The sequence below is a fragment of the Halogeometricum borinquense DSM 11551 genome (assembly GCF_000172995.2).
GTDB lineage: Archaea > Halobacteriota > Halobacteria > Halobacteriales > Haloferacaceae > Halogeometricum > Halogeometricum borinquense.
This window is the reverse complement of the sequence record NC_014729.1, coordinates 1,949,423-1,968,622: the sequence shown is the minus strand read 5'-3', so window position 1 is coordinate 1,968,622 and position 19,200 is coordinate 1,949,423. Positions and strand designations below refer to the sequence as shown.

19 protein-coding genes are annotated in these 19,200 nt (G+C 61.5%); 10 read left to right on the top strand and 9 right to left on the bottom strand.

Annotated features, from left to right (window positions below; translation table 11 throughout):
• Positions 1 to 10: 10 nt before the first annotated feature.
• Complete coding sequence (locus HBOR_RS20470; protein WP_275039863.1) at positions 11 to 136, bottom strand: hypothetical protein; 126 nt, start codon at positions 134 to 136, stop codon at positions 11 to 13.
• A 253-nt stretch (positions 137 to 389) separates the two neighbouring features.
• On the bottom strand, positions 390 to 1,916 hold the full coding sequence (locus HBOR_RS09905; RefSeq protein ID WP_006056925.1) for an aldehyde dehydrogenase family protein: 1,527 nt from the start codon (positions 1,914 to 1,916) through the stop codon (positions 390 to 392).
• A gap of 151 nt (positions 1,917 to 2,067) precedes the next feature.
• Between HBOR_RS09905 and HBOR_RS09900 the strand changes: the two genes are divergently transcribed.
• Positions 2,068 to 2,796 (top strand): helix-turn-helix domain-containing protein, encoded by a 729-nt coding sequence (locus HBOR_RS09900; protein ID WP_006056926.1) that lies wholly within the window; start codon positions 2,068 to 2,070, stop codon positions 2,794 to 2,796.
• 10 nt (positions 2,797 to 2,806) lie between these two features.
• On the opposite strand, the gene HBOR_RS09895 is transcribed toward HBOR_RS09900, so the two are convergent.
• Positions 2,807 to 3,637: a proline dehydrogenase family protein gene (locus tag HBOR_RS09895; protein WP_006056927.1), complete on the bottom strand. Its 831-nt coding sequence runs from the start codon at positions 3,635 to 3,637 to the stop codon at positions 2,807 to 2,809.
• Between the two features lie 205 nt (positions 3,638 to 3,842).
• On the opposite strand from HBOR_RS09895, the gene HBOR_RS09890 reads away from it, so the two are divergent.
• The 6 genes from HBOR_RS09890 (at position 3,843) to HBOR_RS09865 (ending at position 9,268) form a co-directional block, all read left to right on the top strand.
• A complete protein-coding gene (locus HBOR_RS09890; RefSeq protein WP_174261589.1) occupies positions 3,843 to 5,126 on the top strand; it encodes an ABC transporter substrate-binding protein in 1,284 nt (427 codons plus the stop codon).
• 48 nt (positions 5,127 to 5,174) lie between these two features.
• The gene (locus HBOR_RS09885; RefSeq protein ID WP_006056929.1) at positions 5,175 to 6,122 is read left to right on the top strand and encodes a branched-chain amino acid ABC transporter permease; all 948 of its coding nucleotides are present in this window, start codon (positions 5,175 to 5,177) and stop codon (positions 6,120 to 6,122) included.
• Positions 6,119 to 7,213, top strand: a complete 1,095-nt coding sequence (locus tag HBOR_RS09880) for a branched-chain amino acid ABC transporter permease (protein WP_006056930.1) — start codon at positions 6,119 to 6,121, stop codon at positions 7,211 to 7,213. The genes HBOR_RS09885 and HBOR_RS09880 overlap by 4 nt, the downstream gene beginning before the upstream one ends.
• Positions 7,210 to 8,046: an ABC transporter ATP-binding protein gene (locus HBOR_RS09875; RefSeq protein WP_006056931.1), complete on the top strand. Its 837-nt coding sequence runs from the start codon at positions 7,210 to 7,212 to the stop codon at positions 8,044 to 8,046. The genes HBOR_RS09880 and HBOR_RS09875 overlap by 4 nt, the downstream gene beginning before the upstream one ends.
• Positions 8,043 to 8,795, top strand: a complete 753-nt coding sequence (locus tag HBOR_RS09870; protein WP_006056932.1) for an ABC transporter ATP-binding protein — start codon at positions 8,043 to 8,045, stop codon at positions 8,793 to 8,795. Before HBOR_RS09875 ends, HBOR_RS09870 begins: the two co-directional genes overlap by 4 nt.
• Positions 8,796 to 8,908: 113 nt before the next feature.
• On the top strand, positions 8,909 to 9,268 hold the full coding sequence (locus HBOR_RS09865; RefSeq protein WP_006056933.1) for a DUF4112 domain-containing protein: 360 nt from the start codon (positions 8,909 to 8,911) through the stop codon (positions 9,266 to 9,268).
• A 24-nt stretch (positions 9,269 to 9,292) separates the two neighbouring features.
• On the opposite strand, the gene HBOR_RS09860 is transcribed toward HBOR_RS09865, so the two are convergent.
• Positions 9,293 to 10,090 carry an RIO1 family regulatory kinase/ATPase domain-containing protein gene (locus tag HBOR_RS09860; RefSeq protein ID WP_006056934.1) on the bottom strand — a complete coding sequence of 266 codons (798 nt, stop codon included), beginning with the start codon at positions 10,088 to 10,090 and terminating at the stop codon, positions 9,293 to 9,295.
• Between the two features lie 75 nt (positions 10,091 to 10,165).
• Positions 10,166 to 10,600 (bottom strand): universal stress protein, encoded by a 435-nt coding sequence (locus HBOR_RS09855; protein WP_006056935.1) that lies wholly within the window; start codon positions 10,598 to 10,600, stop codon positions 10,166 to 10,168.
• Between the two features lie 117 nt (positions 10,601 to 10,717).
• On the opposite strand from HBOR_RS09855, the gene HBOR_RS09850 reads away from it, so the two are divergent.
• Positions 10,718 to 11,860: an acyl-CoA dehydrogenase family protein gene (locus HBOR_RS09850; RefSeq protein ID WP_006056936.1), complete on the top strand. Its 1,143-nt coding sequence runs from the start codon at positions 10,718 to 10,720 to the stop codon at positions 11,858 to 11,860.
• Between the two features lie 402 nt (positions 11,861 to 12,262).
• Complete coding sequence (locus HBOR_RS09845) at positions 12,263 to 14,539, top strand: histidine kinase N-terminal 7TM domain-containing protein (RefSeq protein WP_241432431.1); 2,277 nt, start codon at positions 12,263 to 12,265, stop codon at positions 14,537 to 14,539.
• Between the two features lie 295 nt (positions 14,540 to 14,834).
• Here HBOR_RS09845 and HBOR_RS09840 read toward each other — a convergent pair whose 3' ends face one another.
• Positions 14,835 to 15,086 (bottom strand): hypothetical protein, encoded by a 252-nt coding sequence (locus HBOR_RS09840; protein ID WP_006056938.1) that lies wholly within the window; start codon positions 15,084 to 15,086, stop codon positions 14,835 to 14,837.
• A gap of 87 nt (positions 15,087 to 15,173) precedes the next feature.
• On the opposite strand from HBOR_RS09840, the gene HBOR_RS09835 reads away from it, so the two are divergent.
• On the top strand, positions 15,174 to 16,154 hold the full coding sequence (locus HBOR_RS09835; protein ID WP_006056939.1) for a carbohydrate kinase family protein: 981 nt from the start codon (positions 15,174 to 15,176) through the stop codon (positions 16,152 to 16,154).
• Positions 16,155 to 16,163: 9 nt separating this feature from the next.
• On the opposite strand, the gene HBOR_RS09830 is transcribed toward HBOR_RS09835, so the two are convergent.
• The 3 genes from HBOR_RS09830 to HBOR_RS09820 all read right to left on the bottom strand — a co-directional run bounded on the left by HBOR_RS09830 (position 16,164) and on the right by HBOR_RS09820 (position 19,183).
• Positions 16,164 to 17,234: an acetate and sugar kinases/Hsc70/actin family protein gene (locus HBOR_RS09830; protein ID WP_006056940.1), complete on the bottom strand. Its 1,071-nt coding sequence runs from the start codon at positions 17,232 to 17,234 to the stop codon at positions 16,164 to 16,166.
• A 61-nt stretch (positions 17,235 to 17,295) separates the two neighbouring features.
• Positions 17,296 to 18,312, bottom strand: a complete 1,017-nt coding sequence (locus HBOR_RS09825) for a FlaD/FlaE family flagellar protein (RefSeq protein ID WP_006056941.1) — start codon at positions 18,310 to 18,312, stop codon at positions 17,296 to 17,298.
• 361 nt (positions 18,313 to 18,673) lie between these two features.
• Complete coding sequence (locus HBOR_RS09820; protein WP_006056942.1) at positions 18,674 to 19,183, bottom strand: chemotaxis protein CheD; 510 nt, start codon at positions 19,181 to 19,183, stop codon at positions 18,674 to 18,676.
• Between the last annotated feature and the right edge of the window lie 17 nt (positions 19,184 to 19,200).

The window sequence follows — 19,200 nt, the reverse complement described above, 5'->3', positions numbered from 1 at the left end:
CGCTACGGCATCAACGCGCCATGGCAGCAACGTGGACGCCCTCGAACCCGGCGAGGGTACTCCGCCACTCACTCGCCACTGGCGACGCGCGCCCATCGAACCGTCCGCGGTCAAGGAAAACCGCGATACGGTTCAAACCTCAACTCCGTCGAACCACGCGACTCCACCAAAACTCGGCCCTCGGTGGGGCCACTTTTCGACATCTGACGCTGTTAACAGCCACTGAGCGGCCGCTCTTTCGCGGCGGCAAAACACTCTCCTGTGGTTCCCCCGGTATCGCTCCGGTACGAAAGAAGCAACTACGGCGACAGACTGCCTCAAAAAAGTGATTACGTCGAGAGGTGAGGACCGAGACCGCCGATTAGACGGTCACCGGCAGGAATTCCTCGTTAGTCCTCTTTCGTCTTGATGTCCGCAGAGAGACCCTGCGCCATCTCGATGTCCTTGGAGTTGTTCAGCGTCCACGCCGTCCGCTCGGTGACTGCCTCGATAACCTCGCGGGCGCTCGGGTAGCCGTTGCCGGACTTCTTCACGCCGCCGAAAGGCAGGTGAACTTCCGCACCAATGCACGGCAGGTTGCCGTAGGCAAGCCCGACTTCCGCGTTGTCGCGGTAGTAGTTAATCTCGCGGTAGTCCTCGGAGATGATGGCACCGGCGAGACCGTAGTTGGTGTCGTTGTGGATTTCGACCGCTTCCTCGATGTCGCCGGAGTACTCAAGCAGGGCGACGTGCGGGCCGAACACTTCCTCGTGCGTACAGCGCAGGTCGGCGTGCGCGTCCGCTTCGTAGACGAACGGGCCGATCCAGTACCCTTCTTCGTGACCGTCCGGAATCTCGTCGGCATCGAGTTCCGTCCGATCGACGAGGACGTTCACGTCCTCTTTTTTCGCCAGTTCGTTGTACTTGGTCACCTTCTCGTGGTGGCCCTCCTCGATGAGGGGACCCATGAACGTGTCCTCTTTGAGGGGGTCGCCGACGGCGACGTTCTTTGCGGCTTCGACGAAGCGCTCTTTGAACTCATCGTAGACCGACTCGTGGACGATGAGGCGTTCGGAAGAGACACAGCGCTGACCGGTCGTCTTGAACGACGACATGACCGCCGAGTGGACGGCGATGTCGAGGTCGGCGTTCTCGGTGACGACGATGCCGTTCTTCCCGCCCATCTCACAGGCGGCCAGTTTGCCGGGTTCGCCGCCGACTTTCGAGGCGATTTCGTGGCCGACTTCTGCGGAGCCAGTAAAGAGAACCGTATCGACGCGCGAGTCGTCCACGATAGCTTCGCCAGCGTCGCCGAAGCCTTGGACCATGTTGAACACGCCGTCCGGGATGCCGGCATCCTCGAACATCTCGGCGATGATCTGACCGCACCACGGCGTCTGTTCGGCGGGCTTCCAGACGACGGTGTTCCCCTCGACGAGGGACACAGCCATATGCCAGAACGGAATCGCGACCGGGAAGTTCCACGGCGTGACACAGCCGATGACGCCGCGGGGCTTGCGGCGCATGTAGGCGTCCTTCGAGGCGATTTCGGAGGGAACCACGTCGCCCTTGGGGTGTCGGGCGTCGCCTGCGGCCCACTCGACCATGTGCCACGCTTCGGTCACGTCGGCTTTCCCTTCGCTAATCTCCTTTCCACACTCTTTGGAGACGATTTCGCCGAGTTCCTCGTGGCGGTCTTTGAGTTCGTGGTAGATGTCCCAGAGATACTCTGCGCGGTCGATGTGCGAGAGTGCTTGCCATTCCTCTTCGGCGTCTTTGGCTGCTGCGAGTGCGGCGTCTACGTCTTCCGGCGTCCCGCGTCGGAATTCGCCAAGCGTCTCGCCCGTTGCCGGATTCTCACTCTCGAACGTGCTGTCACCTGTTCCGTCTGTCCATTCACCGTTGATGTAGTGTTGGTACACTTGGCCGTTCGCCATACTGGCAATATTCTCGAACCTTACTTAATAGTCGCCGTCCCTCCCATGGACGGCCGCTAAATTGTCGGATGAAATTCGAATGATTCAAAACAGACACGGATCGGCATGAGAAACAAACACTATATCCGCGAGTAGACCAGTCTAGAGGTATATGGCCGTACGCGGAGCAACGCGAGCGGGGACGCGTCTCACGCTGGACCTATGGCATCCGAACTGTTGGGCGATCGAAGCAACCGAACAGTATCCGGGTGGCATTCTCGCACACGCAATTTACCACGCGCCGGAGACAGGGACGACGACGGTGAACGGTTTGTTCACCGCCTACGGCGACACCGTTGAGGAAGTAGAGACGTTGCTGGATGCGATTGAGGCATCCGAATACGGTGGTGAGGTACAGGAACTACAGGAGCGATTCGGGCAGACTGCCGCGCAGGTCGCGCCCGGTCGAGTCGCGCGCGAATTCTTCTTGGAGTACGACCCGGCCGACATGGTCTGTCCGACGCTTCTCCAGCAGGGGTTCGTTCACAGCGCCCCCACCCGAATCGAGGGCGGGCGGGAGTACTGGAAGGTCTGTTTCGCCGGGGAACGAGGCAATATCGAAACCGCCCTCGACGCGGTCCGTGAGGAGGCAGGCGCAGAGATCAGCGTCGAGCGAATCGCGTCTTCAGACACTGTCGAACCCGAGCGTGCCAGACGACTGGGGACGCTGACGCCGACACAACGCGAGGTGTTCGAACTCGCGCGCGAACGCGGCTATTACCAGTGGCCGCGTGGGGTCTCGACGCGCGACCTCGCCGCAGAGTTGGACATCTCGAAAACGACGCTACTCGAACATCTCCGGAAGGCAGAAGCGAAACTGCTCGACCCCGACTCGAACTGACCCAGCCCGATCACCCGAAGACGGCGCGCAGAGCGAACAGCGCGTTCTCCTTACGTTCACGCACCCGCCGGGTGAAGTACGAGAACCACTTGGGACCGTAGGGCACGTACTGGTAGACGGGCATCGAATCGACAAGTTCGTCTTGCAGGTTCTCGCGGACGCCCATGAGCATCTGTACCTCGAACGGCGTCCCGTACTCGCGGTAGCAGTCGGCGGCGTGGTTGATCATCGCCACGTCGTGACTCCCGACGGCGATACCGTCGTCGAACTCCTCGAACATGAACGTCAGATACTCGCGGTACTTCTCGTCCACCGTCGCCTTGTCCCGGTACGCGATTTCTTTCGGTTCGTCGTACGCGCCCTTTACGAGACGGACCTTCCCCGGCAGGTCGGCCAACCGACGCAGGTCTTCTGCGGTTCGTTTCAGATTCGCCTGCACACAAACGCCGACGTCACCGTACTCTCGCGCGTTCTCCTCGAACGCGTCGAGAGTCGCATCAGTCGTGTCGTGGTCTTCCATGTCCACCCAGACGAAGATGCCGTGTTCGTCAGCGTGCTCGACGATACGGCTGAGGTTCCGTCGAAACACGTCTTCACCGATGTCGAGACCGATTTGCGATGGTTTCACCGAGAGACAACAATCCAGATCTCGCTCGTCGATCTGCTCTGCGAGTTCGAGATACACTTCGGTGTCGGCGGCCGCGTCCGAACGGTCGTCGTAGTGTTCGCCGAGTAAGTTCACGATGCCGCTGATTCCACGTTCGTTCGTCTCTGCGACGTGCGAGAGGACCCCTTCGACGTCTTCTCCCGCGACGAAGTTGTTCGCAACCGGTGGTATCATCGCTCTCATGTGAGTCAGCGAGGCCCTTAGTGGTCAACCCGACCATGTACACTCTCGTGTCTACGATCCGAAACCACCGCTTCGGGCGTTGAGAGGCCCGATCTCTGGTTCACGGATGCTACAACCGACCATGGTAGGCGGTAACCTTATCCCTGAACACTGGTGACGATACTTCGTCATGCAATCTGATGGCACGGGCGGACGTGTGGACCGCCGTACGCTTCTCAAATTATCCGGAATGGGTCTTGTGGCAGGAATGGCTGGGTGTCTCGAAGACACCGAATCAACGCCGACGAGTGGAGGCGGCGACACCGGCGATGGCTCCGGGACAGGAACGGAGGGTGGGGACTCCGGTGGTCAGGACTCGTACACCATTGGGATGGTAGACGCACTCACTGGCTCGCTTGCCCCCTACGGCAATCGGAACCAGCGTGGGAAGGACTTGGCAGTAGCCGCAATCAACGAGACGGGTATCGGCTCTGAGGGGGCACAACTAAGCATCGCCGTTGAGGACTCCGAGTCTTCCAACCAATCGGGCGTCACCGCGGCGCAGAAACTCGTCGAACAGAACGGCGTCCCGCTGTTCATCGGCGCTGTCGGTTCCGGCGTCTCCATCGCCATGTACGACTCCGTGACCAAGGGGTCCGGCGTCGTACAGATCTCGCAGAACTCCACGAGTCCGGAACTCACCACCCGGCCGGGCCTCCTGCGGACGAGTCCGTCCGGGTCGGCCAAGGGGAAGGCGCTCGCGCAGTTCGTCGCCGGCGACGACCACGACAAAGTCGCCGTCACGTGGATTAACAACGACTACGGGAGCGGTCTCTCCGAAGTGTTCGCGGAGAACTTCGAGGGTGAAGTCGTGTTCAACGAACCGCACGACCAGGGGCAGTCCTCGTACAGCGGAACGCTGACGAAGATGGCCTCGACGGACGCGTCGGCGTGGCTGTTCCTCACCTACGCCAACGAGATGACCGTTATGGCGAACGAGGCGTTCGACCAGGGCTACAACACGGGCGTTGACTACTACGGTGCAGAATCCACCATCGCAGACGAGATTCTGGAGAACACACCGGAGGGAAGCCTCAACGGCATGAAGGGCATCACGGAATCTGCGCCCGCAGACCAAGAGAACTACCAGAACTTCGTTTCGCGGTTCAAGTCCGAGTACGATACCTCACCGACGGTGTGGGCGGCGTACGCCTATGACGCCGTCACTATCGCGGCAATCGCCATCGAGGCGGCAGACGAGTTCACCGGCTCGGCGCTGAAGTCCGTCGTGCGCGACGTAACGCGTCCGGAGGGACAGGAAGTGTTCACCTTCAGCGAAGCGGCGGAGATACTCAGAGACGGCGGATCGCCCAGCGACGTGAACTATCAGGGCGTCAGCGGTCCCGTTGACTTGGACGAAAACGGTGATCCGCCGGGGCTCTACCAAGTCTACTCCGTAGCGGAGCACCAGTACAAGTACGGCGACTACATCACGAGCTAAGATGAACAACATGGGTGGACAGACGGGGCATCGCCCTGGGAGGCAACCATGACGTTACTCGTCCCGTTGCAAGGGCTGAACCCGGCTCAGTTCCTCGTCAACGGTATCGTCTTCAGTAGCGTCATCGTGTTGGCCTCCATCGGCCTGTCGTTGGTGTACAGCATCGCTGACTTCGCTAACTTCGCGCACGGCGACACGATGACTGTCGGCGCGTTCGGTGCCCTTGCTTCCGCTGGCGTCCTCGCGCCCGCGATGGAGGGCATTCTCATCTTCGGCTTCCCGGTGTGGATGTTCGTCGCGCTGCTCGTCGGGATGGCCGCCGCCGCCGTCGTCGTCGTTCTGACCGAATTCGTCATCTACCGACCCCTCGACACGGGGTCTATCGAACTCCTCATCACGAGTATCGGCGTCGCTCTCGCGTACCGTGCGGTCATCTTCCTCGCATTCGGGACGGGGTCGTCGCGGTACGGCGTTCCCCGCGAAGGACCGATTCCGGTACTCCGCGAACTGTTCAACATCGCCGTGACGCCCCGGCAGGTCGTCGCCGTCGTCTCGGCACTCGTTCTCGTCGGCACGCTGCATCTCGTCTTGCAGTACACGACGCTCGGTCGGAAGATGCGCGCCACCGCGGACGATCCGAACCTCGCACGCGTGAGCGGGATCCGGACGAAAGAGGTCATTATCGCCATGTGGGTGATCGGCGGCGCGCTCGCCGCCGCGGGCGGTGTCTTCCTCGGATTAGAGACGCTCATTCACCCGCGCATGGGCTTCGACATCCTGCTTATCGTGTTCGCGGCGGTCATCCTCGGCGGCATCGGCTCCGTCTACGGTGCGATGCTCGGCGGCCTCGTCATCGGGCTGTTGTACGAACTGACGCCGCTTTTCAGTCTCGTTGGCATTCCTATCGGTACGGAATACGCCGCTGCCGTCGCGTTCGTCATCATGGTCGTCATTCTCCTCGTCCGGCCGCAAGGAATCGCGGGTGATGCGACATGAGCGAGGAGACACCTACCGACACTGCCCGGCGAACGAGCGGCCTTGGCGGACTCTACGACACGCTCGTCCGGTCGCAGAGCGAACGAAACGTCCTCGCGGGCGTCGCGGGTATCGCACTCGTTTTGCTGTTGGCGACGGTGCTCGGCGTCGTCCGTCTGCCGTTCCTACTTTCGCTGCTCTCGCTTGCAGGGATGTACGTCCTGCTTACGCTCGGGTTGAACGTCCAGTGGGGATATGCGGGCCTGATCAACTTCTCCGTGGCCGCGTTCTGGGGCATCGGTGCCTACTCGGCGGCGTTGTTGAGTGCGCCAACGTCCCCGCTCGGACTCGGATTACACCCGATATTCGGCTTCTTCGCGGCAATCGTCGTCAGTGCGATACTCGCCGTTCTCATCGGCATCCCGACGCTCCGCTTGCGCGAGGACTACCTCGCCATCGCATCGCTCGGACTGGCCGAAGTCGTCCGGCGAATCATCCTCAACGAGGAGCAGTGGACGGCTGGCTCTAGCGGCATCTCGGGTATCCCGGAACTGTTCGAGTCGCTGCCGCTGACGCAGAACGCGACGAACCTCGCGATCATCGTCGGCCTCATCGGCCTCGTCTACGTGTTCCTTCGACGGGTTCACCGCTCGCCGTGGGGCCGCGTCCTGCGAACGATTCGCTCCGACGAGGACTTAGCGAAGGCACTGGGGAAGAATACGTACGCATTCAAGATGCAAGCGTTCGTTCTCGGGTCGATTATCATGGCTATCGCGGGGGCGTTCTACGTCCACATGAATCTCTACATCGACCCTTCGGACCTCATCCCGCTGACGACGTTCTACATCTGGGTCGCCGTCATCCTCGGCGGCACCGGCTCGAACCGCGGCGCGGTCCTCGGTGCGGCAACGGTCATCGCCATCCGCGAAGGGACGCGCTTTCTCAACGATGTTCAGGCGTTCACTGCACTCGGTCTCGACTTGGCACCGCTCAGACTGCTGTTCGTCGGCGTTCTCATCATCCTCGTCGTTCGCGTGCGACCGGAGGGGCTGCTTCCGCCGCGCGACGAACTCATCTGGCCCGGCGCACGCCGGGAGGAGGGTGACGAATGAGTAACCACGCCGGACAGACCGGCAGTCACGAGGAGATGACCTACGAGGGGGCGAACCTCGGGAAGGACGATGTGGTGCTCCGGACGGAAGACCTCAGAAAGACGTTCGGTGGCCTCGTCGCCACCGACGGCGTCTCCGTCGAAATCGAACGTGGCACCATCACGGGGATGATCGGGCCGAACGGCGCTGGCAAGTCCACGCTGTTCAACCTCATCTCGGGATTCTACGAACTCGACGGCGGTCGCGTCTGGGTGAACGACACAGATGTGACGGATCTGAAACCGTACGAAACCGCAAGAGAGGGGCTCGTTCGGACCTTCCAGACGCCGCGACGGCTGGAGGGGATGACCGTCCGCGAGGCGATGCTCGTCGGCGCGACGAACCAGTCGGGGGAGTCTATCCTTCCCCTCTGGCTTTCGCCGTCGAAGGTGCTGAACGAAGAGCGAGCGAACGTCGAGCGCGCAGAACGGCTGCTCGAACGGTTCGAGATTGGCCACCTCATCGACCAACCGTCTACCGACCTCTCTGGCGGGCAGTTGAAACTAGTCGAACTCGCGCGGGCGTTCACGACGGATCCGGATATCCTGCTGTTGGACGAACCCGTCGCGGGGGTCAATCCTACGCTGGCGAACGATATCAAGCGATTCATCCGCGAACTCAACGACGAAGGGCAGACCTTCCTCATCATCGAACACGACATGCCGTTCATCATGGATCTCGCAGACCCAGTCATCGTTCTCGACCAAGGCAAAGTACTGATGGAGGGAACGCCGGAGGCAGTTCGCTCAGACCAACGCGTCATCGACGCCTATCTCGGGGGTGCCGGCCCATGAGCGCCGAAGACACCGTAACCGAAGCGCGCGCAAAGCGTGCGCTCGACGTGTCCGGCGTAGACTCGGGCTACGGGGAGGCGCAGGTGCTACACGACCTGAACCTCCACCTCGAACGCGGGGAAATCGTCTGTCTCATCGGTCCGAACGGAGCCGGAAAATCGACGGTGTTGAAGACGATTTTCGGCCTCCTGAAGCCGTGGGAAGGGAGTGTCACGCTCGATGGCAAAGACATCACGGGGACCGACCCCGAAGACCTCGTCCGCATGGGCGTTGGCTACGTCCCGCAGGTGGACAACGTGTTCGGGTCGCTCACCATCGACGAGAACCTGCGGATGGGCGGCGTCGCACGAAGCAGCGGCATCGAGGAGGTCATCTCCGAGTTGTACGAGCGGTTTCCTATCCTGCGCGACAAGCGTGAGGCGAAGGCGCGAACGCTCTCAGGCGGTCAACGTCAGGTGCTCGCGTTCGCCCGCGCACTCGTGATGGAACCCGATGTGTTGCTTATCGATGAACCCTCGGCCGGTCTCGCACCGAGCATCGTCGAAGACGTGTTCGAGGACGTACAGACGGTGAACGAACTCGGAACGGCTATCCTCATGGTCGAACAGAACGCTCGTGAGGGGCTCGCCATCTCCGACCGCGGCTACGTCCTCGATCAAGGCTCCGTCGCCTACGAGGACGACGCGGACGACCTACTCGACAATCCCGAGGTATCGCAACTGTACCTCGGTGGCGCGGACTACGAGTAGCCCCTTCCTCTCGACGTTTGGCGGTTGTCCCGGTTTTTGTCCGCTCTCCTGGCGTACAGTGGTCGTCTGCGGCCACCACTACAGTCACGTCCATCGAGTTCGTATCCGATGACATGTCAGAGTCAGCGCTTTCGACGCGGGAAGCACACGCCCTTCGCCGGGTCCGGTTTCTTGCGAAGATCATGGACGAGGCGGTGACGATTCCCGGCACGAACGTCGGAATCGGGCTGGATTCGGTCGTCGGTCTGCTGCCGGTGTCGGGCGACCTCGTTACCGCCGTCGTATCGCTGTACGCCGTCGGTGAGGCGGTCCGTCTCGGCGCAGATCGGCACGTCATCGGACAGATGCTGTTCAACGTCGCTATCGACTTCGGTGTCGGGTCGGTCCCCGTTCTGGGCGACGTTTTCGACGCCGTCTGGAAGTCGAACGTCCGAAACGCAAACTTGCTCGAAAAGCACCTCAACAGCCGGTGAGGAAAAAACGACTTGCAGAGTCCGTTAGATCGCTCGTTGTTCGATGACGCCTTTGAGGGCGGCGGCGTCGAAGTCGTGGTCCGGGCGGATGTTGACGAAATCGAGGAAGTCGAGCGCGTCCAAAAGCGCGTCTACCTCATACGACTCCAGCGCGGCGTTGACGGTCGATTTCGCTCCGATAAGTGGTTCGATAGCCGCGAGGGCACACGCGAGGTCGTACGACTTCGCGTCGGCCGCGCCTTCCTCGCTCACGTTTGTCGCGTCGATGAAGTACACCTCGTCGTCAACGATGAGGACGTTCTCCGCGCGGAGGTCGCCGTGGACGAGGTTGTGGTCGTGCATCGTGCGGAGTGACGAGAACACCTGCGGTGCGAGTCGTTTCTCGACCTCGCGGTCCAGTTTGTCGAGCGTCCGGAAGTCCTGAAGATACTCCAACACGAGAATTCCGAGCCCGTCCACCTCGAACGATTCGACGGGTTCGGGGGCGTTCAGACCGATCTCTCGCATCCGCCGCGTCGCCTCGAGTTCGTGTTCAGCCATCTCGAGCGGCGTGCCGAAGTGTTCGAAAAAGCCTTCGGTACCCGAGGAGAATGCACCGAGGTTGCGACCTGTGGTAAAGAGGGCGTGGACAAGCGAGTTCTGCCGTGAGATGACCTTAACGAACCACTCGTCATCGACGACCATCGGAGTAGAGAGCCAGTTGTCCGCTTCGAGAAACCGGACGTGTAGCTCTTCACGGTCGTATCGGTCGCGTAAGTCGCGGACGACGGCTTCGAGTCGGGGCCAGTCCACGCGCCCCCTGACGAGGCGGCGGAGTTCCATACCACCGGGTAAGGGTCGCCGTGGGTATAACTGTCTTGTCGTCTCACGACGGTGAAAATGCTTGCTCGGTACGAGTTACTCGTCCGAGCGGACGGTCAGCACCGGCACGTCAGACGTGCGAACGATGCGCTCGGCGACGCTACCGAGGAGATAGCGGTCGAGTCCCGTCCGGCCGTGCGTCCCCATCACAACGAGGTCACACGCCCCCTCATCGACGTACTCTCGGATTTCGCGGCCGGGAACACCCGTCTTGACGACTGGTTTCACGGCCACGGCTTTCGATTCGAGCTGTTCGGCCACCTGTTCGACGACCGCTTGACCGTGTTCTTGTCCCGCTTCGTACACTGCTTCGGTGTCCAGTGCCCACTGCCCCTGACCGCTCACGCGTACGTCCACGACGTAGAGGATGTGAACTTCGGCGTCGTACTTCGAGGCGAGGTCTGCGGCGTGATCGACTGCGGCGTTCGCACAGTCACTTCCGTCGGTCGGCACGAGAATTCGGTCGTACATGTCCACGAATTCGCAGGTCCGTTTGATAGTAGCGGCGAATGTTCTCGGCCCACGAGAATCGCAAAATCCTCACGGTCGTTCGATTGGTTTATTGCACTAACGTCGGAACGGACAGGCATGGACTTCGAGCTTCCCTCCGAACACCGGATGATCCGCGACACCGTTCGGGAGTTCTGCGAGGAGGAGATTTCCCCCATCGCACAGGAGATAGAGGACGAGCACCGCTTCCCCGAGGAAATATTCGAGGAACTTGCCGACCTCGACATGCTCGGCGTTCCCATCTCCGAGGAGTACGGCGGACTCGGCGGCGACCAACTGATGTACGCTCTCGTCACCGAGGAACTGGGTCGTGTCTCCGGCGGGATCGGTCTCTCCTACGCCGCACACATCAGCCTCGCGTCGAAACCTATCGAACTGTTCGGCACCGAAGAACAGAAAGAACGATGGCTTCGTCCCCTTGCGGAGGGCGAGTACCTCGGTGGCTGGGCACTCACGGAACCCAGTTCTGGCTCCGATGCCAGCGACATGGATACGACCGCCGAGAAAGACGGCGACGAGTGGGTCATCGACGGGTCCAAGCAGTTCATCACGAACGCGAACGTCGCGGGTTCCGTCCTCGTGAAGGCTGTCACGGACCCCGGCGAGGGCTACGACGGTATCTCGACGTTCATCGTAGACCCAGAGGAGGACGACGGATTCGAGGTGACGACAGTGTGGGACAAGATGGGTTTGAACTGTTCGCCCACGTGCGAACTCGCATTCGACGAGGTTCGCATCCCCGAAGACCGCTTGCTCGGTGAGGAGGGAGCGGGTTGGAAGCAGACGATGAAGACGCTCGACGGCGGCCGGATCTCTATCGCCGCCCTCTCGACGGGCCTCGCGCAGGGCGCATACGAGGCGGCGAAAACGTATGCGGGCGACCGCGAGCAGTTCGGGAAGCCGATCTCGAAGTTCGACGCGATCCGCGACAAACTGGTGGATATGCACAGAAAGACCGAACGCGCCCGCCTGCTGACGCACAAGGCGGCAACGCGGTACGACGCGGGCGAGTCGGTGAGTCGTGAGTCGGCGTTAGCCAAACTCGATGCATCGGAAGCGGCCCGCGAAGTCGCAGAAGACGCCGTCCAAGTCCTCGGCGGCTACGGATACACCGAGGACTTCGCACCCCAGCGGTTCTACCGCGACGCCAAACTGATGGAAATCGGAGAGGGAACCAGCGAGATTCAACACCTCGTCATCGGTCGGGAACTCGGACTGTAGGCTCTCGGCGGGGAGACAGTTTTAAACGCGATTCTCACTCAGAAGAGCGGGACCCGACAGCACCGTTTCACCTCCTGATCGGGTCGTCCCTCACGTATCGCACTACACCGACGAGTCCGGAAGTCTGGCGTATCGACATTCTCACGCTGTTTCCGCACGTCAGTTGTCGATGAATCCACCAGACAAACGTCTGGAGCTGCGGCCTTCGTGTGTTATCACCGTTGATATCAAGAACCGACGATTTAAGTCCATGTTTTTCGTGGGTGATTCTGAGAACTACCACCGTCATCGAAACGCGGCGGTGAGAGGGACCACTGGAGAGAGACAGGAACCAATGTCACTGTACCGATGACGCAGATGATTGCTGTTTTCCCGTTTGTAGCGGGAGCACTCTGTGCGTCGGTGACTATCATCGTTCTCCTCCGGTACAGATTCTACGCGCGACGCGTTCGCATCCCTTTTGCCGTCCTGAATCTCGCGTGTGCCATCTGGGCGACGGCCTACGGGTTTCAGTTGATGGTCCCGTTGCTGGGTGAGAAACTGCTTTGGTTCAGCCTCTGGCAGGTGGCGGCAGCGTTCACGCCGACGCTCTGGTTCGTGTTCACACTCGTGTATGCGGGCGACGAAACCATCCTCTCCCGACGGAGCGTCGCCGCCCTGTGTATCGAACCGACGGTCGTCGCCATTCTCGGCCTCGTCGGCGTCGTCGGGATAAGCGACCTGTTTGTCGGCGACTTCGGACGCATCTCGACGTCCTCCGGCGTCTTCCTCTCGATGACGCATGGACCGCTGTACAACGTTCACCTGCTCTACGTCTCGGCGTTGTTACTCGTTGGATCCGTCGTCATGGGCCGATTGCTCGTCCGCGGCGACGGAAACTACCGTCGCGGGACCGTCGTCCTCCTTTCGGCGGCTTCGATTCCGGTGTTTGCGTTCGCAATGCAACTGCTCGGCCCGTTCCCGCGGTTCGACGTGACGCCAATCGCACTCGGCTTGTCGTCTATCGTGGTGCTGTTCGGACTCCGGAGCGACGACTTGTTCGACGTGACTCCTGTCGCACGCGACTACGTCTTCTCTGAGATGCGAGACGGAATGGTCGTCCTCGACGACCGCGGGCGCGTGGTCGAATTGAATCCTGCCGCGCTCCCGCTGTTTACCGTCCCGCAAGAGGAGATTATCGGCTCCCATATCGCTGATATCTGTCACAACTCTCTCGGGATGTACGCACTTTTGGATGCCGACCGGAGTCGTCTCGACATCACAGTCGAGGACGACGGTGAGAAACGGTACTACGAGGCGACGGCGACACCGCTCGGAAGTGGAGAGGGACACGACAGAGGGTGGGCGCTCGTCCTCCGAGATACGACCGAGCGTCGGCGAACGGAGGCGAAGTTCCGGACTCTCATCGAGAACTCCCGCGACCTCATCAGCGTCCTCGACGCCGACGGGAATCACACGTACGCCAGCCCCGCCTCCAAACACGTTCTCGGCATTCCCCGGTCGGAACTTGAAGGCAGTAACTCGTTCAAACAGATTCATCCCGATGACCGCGAAGATATCCGGTCGCAGTTCGACACGGTCGAATCGCGCGACACGATCCGAGCGGAGTTCCGACACAAGCACGCAGACGGATCGTGGCGCGTACTCGATGCCGTAGCCGTGAACTTACTTGACGACCCCGCCGTCGGCGGCATCGTTATCAACGCGCGGGACGTGACGAGTCGCCACCGCTACGAGCAGCGACTCCGCGTCCTCAACCGCATTCTCAGACACGACCTGCGAAACGATATGAACGTCATCCTCGGTCATGCCGACCTGCTCGGCGAGATGACGGACGACCCGAAGCGACGGGCCCACGTCAAAACGATACAACAGAAAGCAAAATCGCTTGTCTCACTGGGCGAACGCGCCCGCGAAATTGATCGTACGCTCCACGGCGAGGACCGAGAGCGCCGCCCCGTCGAAGTTACTGATGTCATCGCCGAAAAACTGGAAGCGATGCAGGAATCGAACCCCTCGCTCGTCGTGAACACGCACCTCCCCGACGAACAGTGGGTGTTAGCGACGAACCACGTCGGGACGGCGATTACGAACGTTGTCGATAACGCGCTCGAACACAACGACCGAGCGATTCCGCGCGTCGGTATCTCCGTCTCGAAGTCGATCCACACGGACGAAGTCGAGATTCGCGTCGTGGACAACGGACCGGGGATTCCAGCCTCGGAACTCGCCGCACTGGAAGCCGGCACCGAAACGCAACTCCAGCATGTGAGCGGCCTTGGACTCTGGCTGGTCAAGTGGATTCTCGCCGGGTCGCACGCGACCATCGAATTCGAAGAGCGAAGCGGCCGCGGTACTGCCGTCGTGATGCGGTTCCAGCCGGCGTCGCCACCTGAGAGAGACGAACAGGACGAATCAGCCGAAGACGACACGACCGCCGCGACAGCCGACACCATCGGAACGGAATCCGAAAGGACTCACGGAACCGACGAAACCGACGAGACACGCGATACCGACGAAGCTGACGAGCGTAGTCCGGACGGCAATGGTGGCTCCGAGAGCGAACGCGAACGCAAGCAGCACGTATACAGCACCCACATCCCTGATGCCGAAGACAACAGCGACGAGGAGACGGAGACGGACCCAGACAGACAAGAGACGGTGAGCGCGGACGACTGAGACAGCGTCCCAACGCTGGATCAGTCGAAGGGACGAACGCCTGTGGTCGAGTTACGGGCGCGTCAGCACGATTGCTTCCCTGCCGTCCGCTGGAACGGCATCCTCACCGACGCTTTCGATCAGTTGCACGTCGTGAACGGTGCGGAGTGCGTCGCTTTCGTTCTCAGAGAGACCGAGCGCATCGATGAACTCCTGCCAGACGGCCGGGTTGACGACGAGAAAGTACGCGTCCGTCCGACGCGCTATGAGCGGGTCTTGCGGCAGGGTTCGGCGCCATTCGTGAACCGCCTCGGGGTCAAGTCAAGGGAAATCTTCGATTTCCTGTATCCAGCAAATCGCAGAGCGATTTGCGAGACCCCGAGGCACTCGGCCTGCTCAGCCTGTAGACGATGTCCTCGACGCCCGGAAGCGACCGCACGCCGTGCTGGTGTTCGGCGATGGCCTCCCAGAGTGTCGCCTCCTCGATGCTCATCTCGCGGGCGACCCGGGCGATCACGTCACCGTCGAAGGCGGCGAGCGGTCGCCGTGAGTCGGTGTCAGTTGTCATACTCCCCGATAGCGTTCCACCGGCTTCCACGCGCGGATTTCACCGGCGTGAGGTGGTTTCAACTACCCCCTTTCCGTACGAGGTGCCATGACCCGAAACGCCACCACCGATAGCGACGCGCCACGCGTCGTCGTCGCGGGTGAGATGCTCATCGACTTCCTCCCTGACCGACAGGGACCCTTAGAGTCGGTTGCGTCCTTCACCAAACGTCCCGGCGGCGCGCCCGCCAACGTCGCGGTCGCCCTCTCGCAGTTGGACGAGACGCCCGCGTTCGCTACGCGCGTCGGCGACGACCCGTTCGGTGACTTTCTGGTCGAGACGCTCTCGGAGGCGGGTCTCGATACCGAACTGGTCGAACGCGACCCCGAGGCGAAAACCTCGCTCGCATTCGTCGCTCTCGGTGAGGAAGCCGACCGCGGATTCTCGTTCTACCGCGACCGAACTGCCGACACACGGATGCAACCCGGCAGCGTCCCCGACGCGACGCTGGCGTCGGCCGACTGGGTTCACGTCGGTGGCGTCACGCTAGCCGACGAACCGTCCCGTACGGCGACGTTCGACCTGATGCGCCGTGGACAGGACGCAGGTGCGACAGTGTCGTTCGATCCGAACGCCCGTCCGGAACTCTGGGACGAGTTCGACTTCGAGGCGTCGGTCGCAGAGGCGTTCGAACTCGCGGATGTCGTGAAAGCGACGCCGGAAGACCTCGAAGCGCTCGACTACGAGGGCGACCCCGAGACGATGGCTCGACGTATCCGTTCGGACGGCCCGCACACGGTCTTCCTGACACTCGGGAGCAAAGGGTCGCTGGTGTCGGCGTCGGAAGAATCACCATGGGTCACCGAGGAAACGGTCGTCTCTCACGAGGGATACGACGTCGAACCCGTAGATACGACGGGCGCGGGCGACGCGTTCACTGCGGGCGTCGTCGCAGCACTCGTCGAAGGGCAGTCGCTGGCGGAGACACTATCGTTTGCTAACGCCGTGGCCGCGGTGACGACCACCGCGACGGGTGCGATGACGGCGTTACCGGACCGTGAGTCGGTCCGACAGTTCAGAGAGTCGTAACGAGCCGAATTATTTTGCGAGTCGCTCGGCGATGCGCCGGGCACCTTCGGCAGGTGCGAGGTCCGGGCGGTCCGCGGCGATACACTCCACGTCGCGGTCAAGTTCCTCGGACAGGCGCGTCTCGAACTCCTCGACGATGCCGGGGATGCAGGCCATCCCGCCCGTGAGGACGATGGGCTTCGAGAGAGCCAACTGGTAGGGCTTCATGTGGTCGTTCGCTAACTGCGCGAGGAAGTTGTTAGCCACCTCATCGACGGCGTCATCGAGGTAGTCGTCCAGCGGTTCCATCACGGAGCGTTCGATGGTGAACTCGTGAGAGCCACCGCCGGGCTGCTGGATGACGTCGGTGAACGCCTCGAAGTCGTCGAAGTCGGCGTGTTCTTCTTTGTACTCGCGGGCCGTCGTCAGGTCGATATTGACCCGTCCCTGCGTCTCCTCTTCGACGGCGTTTGCGATGCGGCGGTCTACCTCGTTGCCGGTAACGGCACCCGAGACGAACGGCGAGAGTTGTTCACCGTGCCGGTACGCCGAGGCTTCGAGGTTGGTCGAACCCATGTTGATCGCGGCGAACACGCTGTCGATTGCCTCTAACTCGTCTCCGAACGCCGGAATCGCACCGCAGAGCGATTCGGGGAAACTCCGGACGAGGGCGTCACCGACCGGGCTTTCCTCGATGACACGGTTGAGGTTCCGCAGGCCGGGTTCGTTGTCTATCGTGGGAATCGCATAGACGACCGCGCTGTCGCCGTCCAGACCGTTCGCATTCACCAGTTCGCTAAAGAACTTCTTTGCGAGTTCGGCTCCGTCGTCGTTCTCCGGCAGCCCCGAACGGAGCATGTACTCGACGCTGTCTGGGTATTCTTGTGCGGCCTGTTCCCCGTAGAGGACGCGTTCGTCACCCGTGAGCGCGTCTTCGTACGTTGCCAGACAGGTGAGTGTCCGAACGGTCTCCAGATCGCCGTCACCGTCGTAAAACTGGAGTATCGTTCGCGTACTTCCCAGCTTTACCCCCACCGGGGTTGGTCCCTTTGCAGTTTCGTCGTCGAACGAGGCATCTTCGTCTGTTCCATCCTCCGCCATACGACCACCGTAGCGTAACGAGGTGAAAAGTCTTGTCCGTAAAACAGTCAGTGTCGCGCGCTTAACGGAGCGCAGACGGACTACGCGCTTTCGTCTCGACGCCGTCGGCCATCGAAGCAAGTTGTGCGACGTACAGGAGACTGAGGTGATGGTCGTCAACGTCGAACTCCGTCGTGTCCGAGACGTTGCCCGAGAAGCCGATGAGATAGTCGTGCAGTTCGGTCTCGACATCCTCGGTGATCCAATCGACGGAGTGGTAGTACCGAAGCGCGTCCATCGTTCGCTTGAATCCGCCTTTCAGGACCAGAAATTCCAGCCAGTCGAAGACGACACGTTCTGCGGCGTATTCTTTCGGGACGCTAGAGAGGTACGGCTTCTCCAACGACCCGCCCGCGGCCGCCGTCTCGTGGATGAGCAACTGCTCGAGTTGGTTGTTCCGAAGTGCCTCGCCCGCACGGCCGCGCGGACGGTCGTGGACCGGGTTATCGAACCGGAATTCGCCAACCTCCTCGAAGTCGTACCCGTCGTACGACCGGTCCTCGCGGGAGCGCTCGTAGCCGAGTTCGTCGTAGCCCCGCCCACGCCCGTCGCTGCCGCCCGTTCCGTTTCCACCCAGGCCGAATCGGTTTGCGATTTGGTCTGCACGGACGACTTCGTCGTGAGCCTCCGCATGATCGCTGTAGCCCTCGCGGGGGCGACGGAGATTATCTTCCCGCCGGGAGCGTCCGCGGCGCTCGCCGCGGTTGTCACGGCCGTTTCTGTCACCGCGGTCAGATCCATCTCGGGAGCGCCGGCCATCGTCGCGCCCACGGCGTCCGTCGTCGTGACTACGGTGTCCACCATCGCGTCCGCGGTGGTCGTCGTCGTGACTACGGTGTCCATCATCGTACTCTCGGTGACCGTCGTCATGGCCACGGTGACCGTCGTCATGACCGCGGTGACCGTCGTCATGACCGCGGTGACCGTCATCGTAGTCGCGGCGACGCTCTGTGTCGTCGCTTCCGCCTCGGTCGGTGCGTCGTTCGTCGGCGATGCGCCGGAGTTCGCGTAGGTCGTAGTTGTCGGGGTCTATCTTCATGGCCTCACCTCGCTCGCACGACGGCACGACGACGCCGTACGGCTATCTCCCTCTGTCGGAGACTGGGTGCGTTGGTGCAAACCAGCCGCGGGTGCTTGATAAACCTGCCCCCGTGATTATCACCGAAGATAACCTTTCAGTGAATAGCCCCCGTACAGGCCCTCGGAGCCACTGCGACGAACTGATTCGCTTGCAGTTTGGCCGTCGATTGGACGCCGGACTGCATGGTCGGCTAAACGATGGTCCATCCGAGGACAATAGATCGAGAATAGCGCGTGTTCGGAGTCAGTCACCAACAGGACGGAACAGGACGGGTGACAACACGTAACGGAGCAAATGGTTCAGCGAACGGGCGACGGACTCAGATCGTGTCTTTGCCCACGTGGGCACTTCGAACCTCGAGATTGCCGTTGCTGACGTCGAGTTCGAGTGACCTCCCGTGCTCGCCACCGACATCCTCGGCGACGAGGTCGATATCTTCTCGGGCGAGTGTCTCCTTGGCGGCGACAGCGTTTCGTTCACCGATGCTGCCATCGGCCGAGGAGAACTCGAACATCGTACTCCCACCGGCAATCTTGGCGCGGATTCGCCGACGTTTCGCACCTTTCTCGACCATCGCCTCGAGGAGTGCGCGGATAGCGGTATCGGCGTACTTCGCTTCGTCCGTATCGCCGTCCGCGTAGGGGAGCATCGCGTGTGCAAGGCCGCCAACTCCCGCTTGGCTGTCGTAGAGTGCGATCCCTACACACGACCCCAGACCGCTGGTGGTCAACGTTGCGTTGCCCGTTGCGACGGCGTAGTCTGCAATACCGACTTTCGTGCGCTCTGGTAGCGTGCGCGTTTCGGTCGTGTTGCTCGTGTAAACTTTCATCGTGGTTTGTTCGGGGG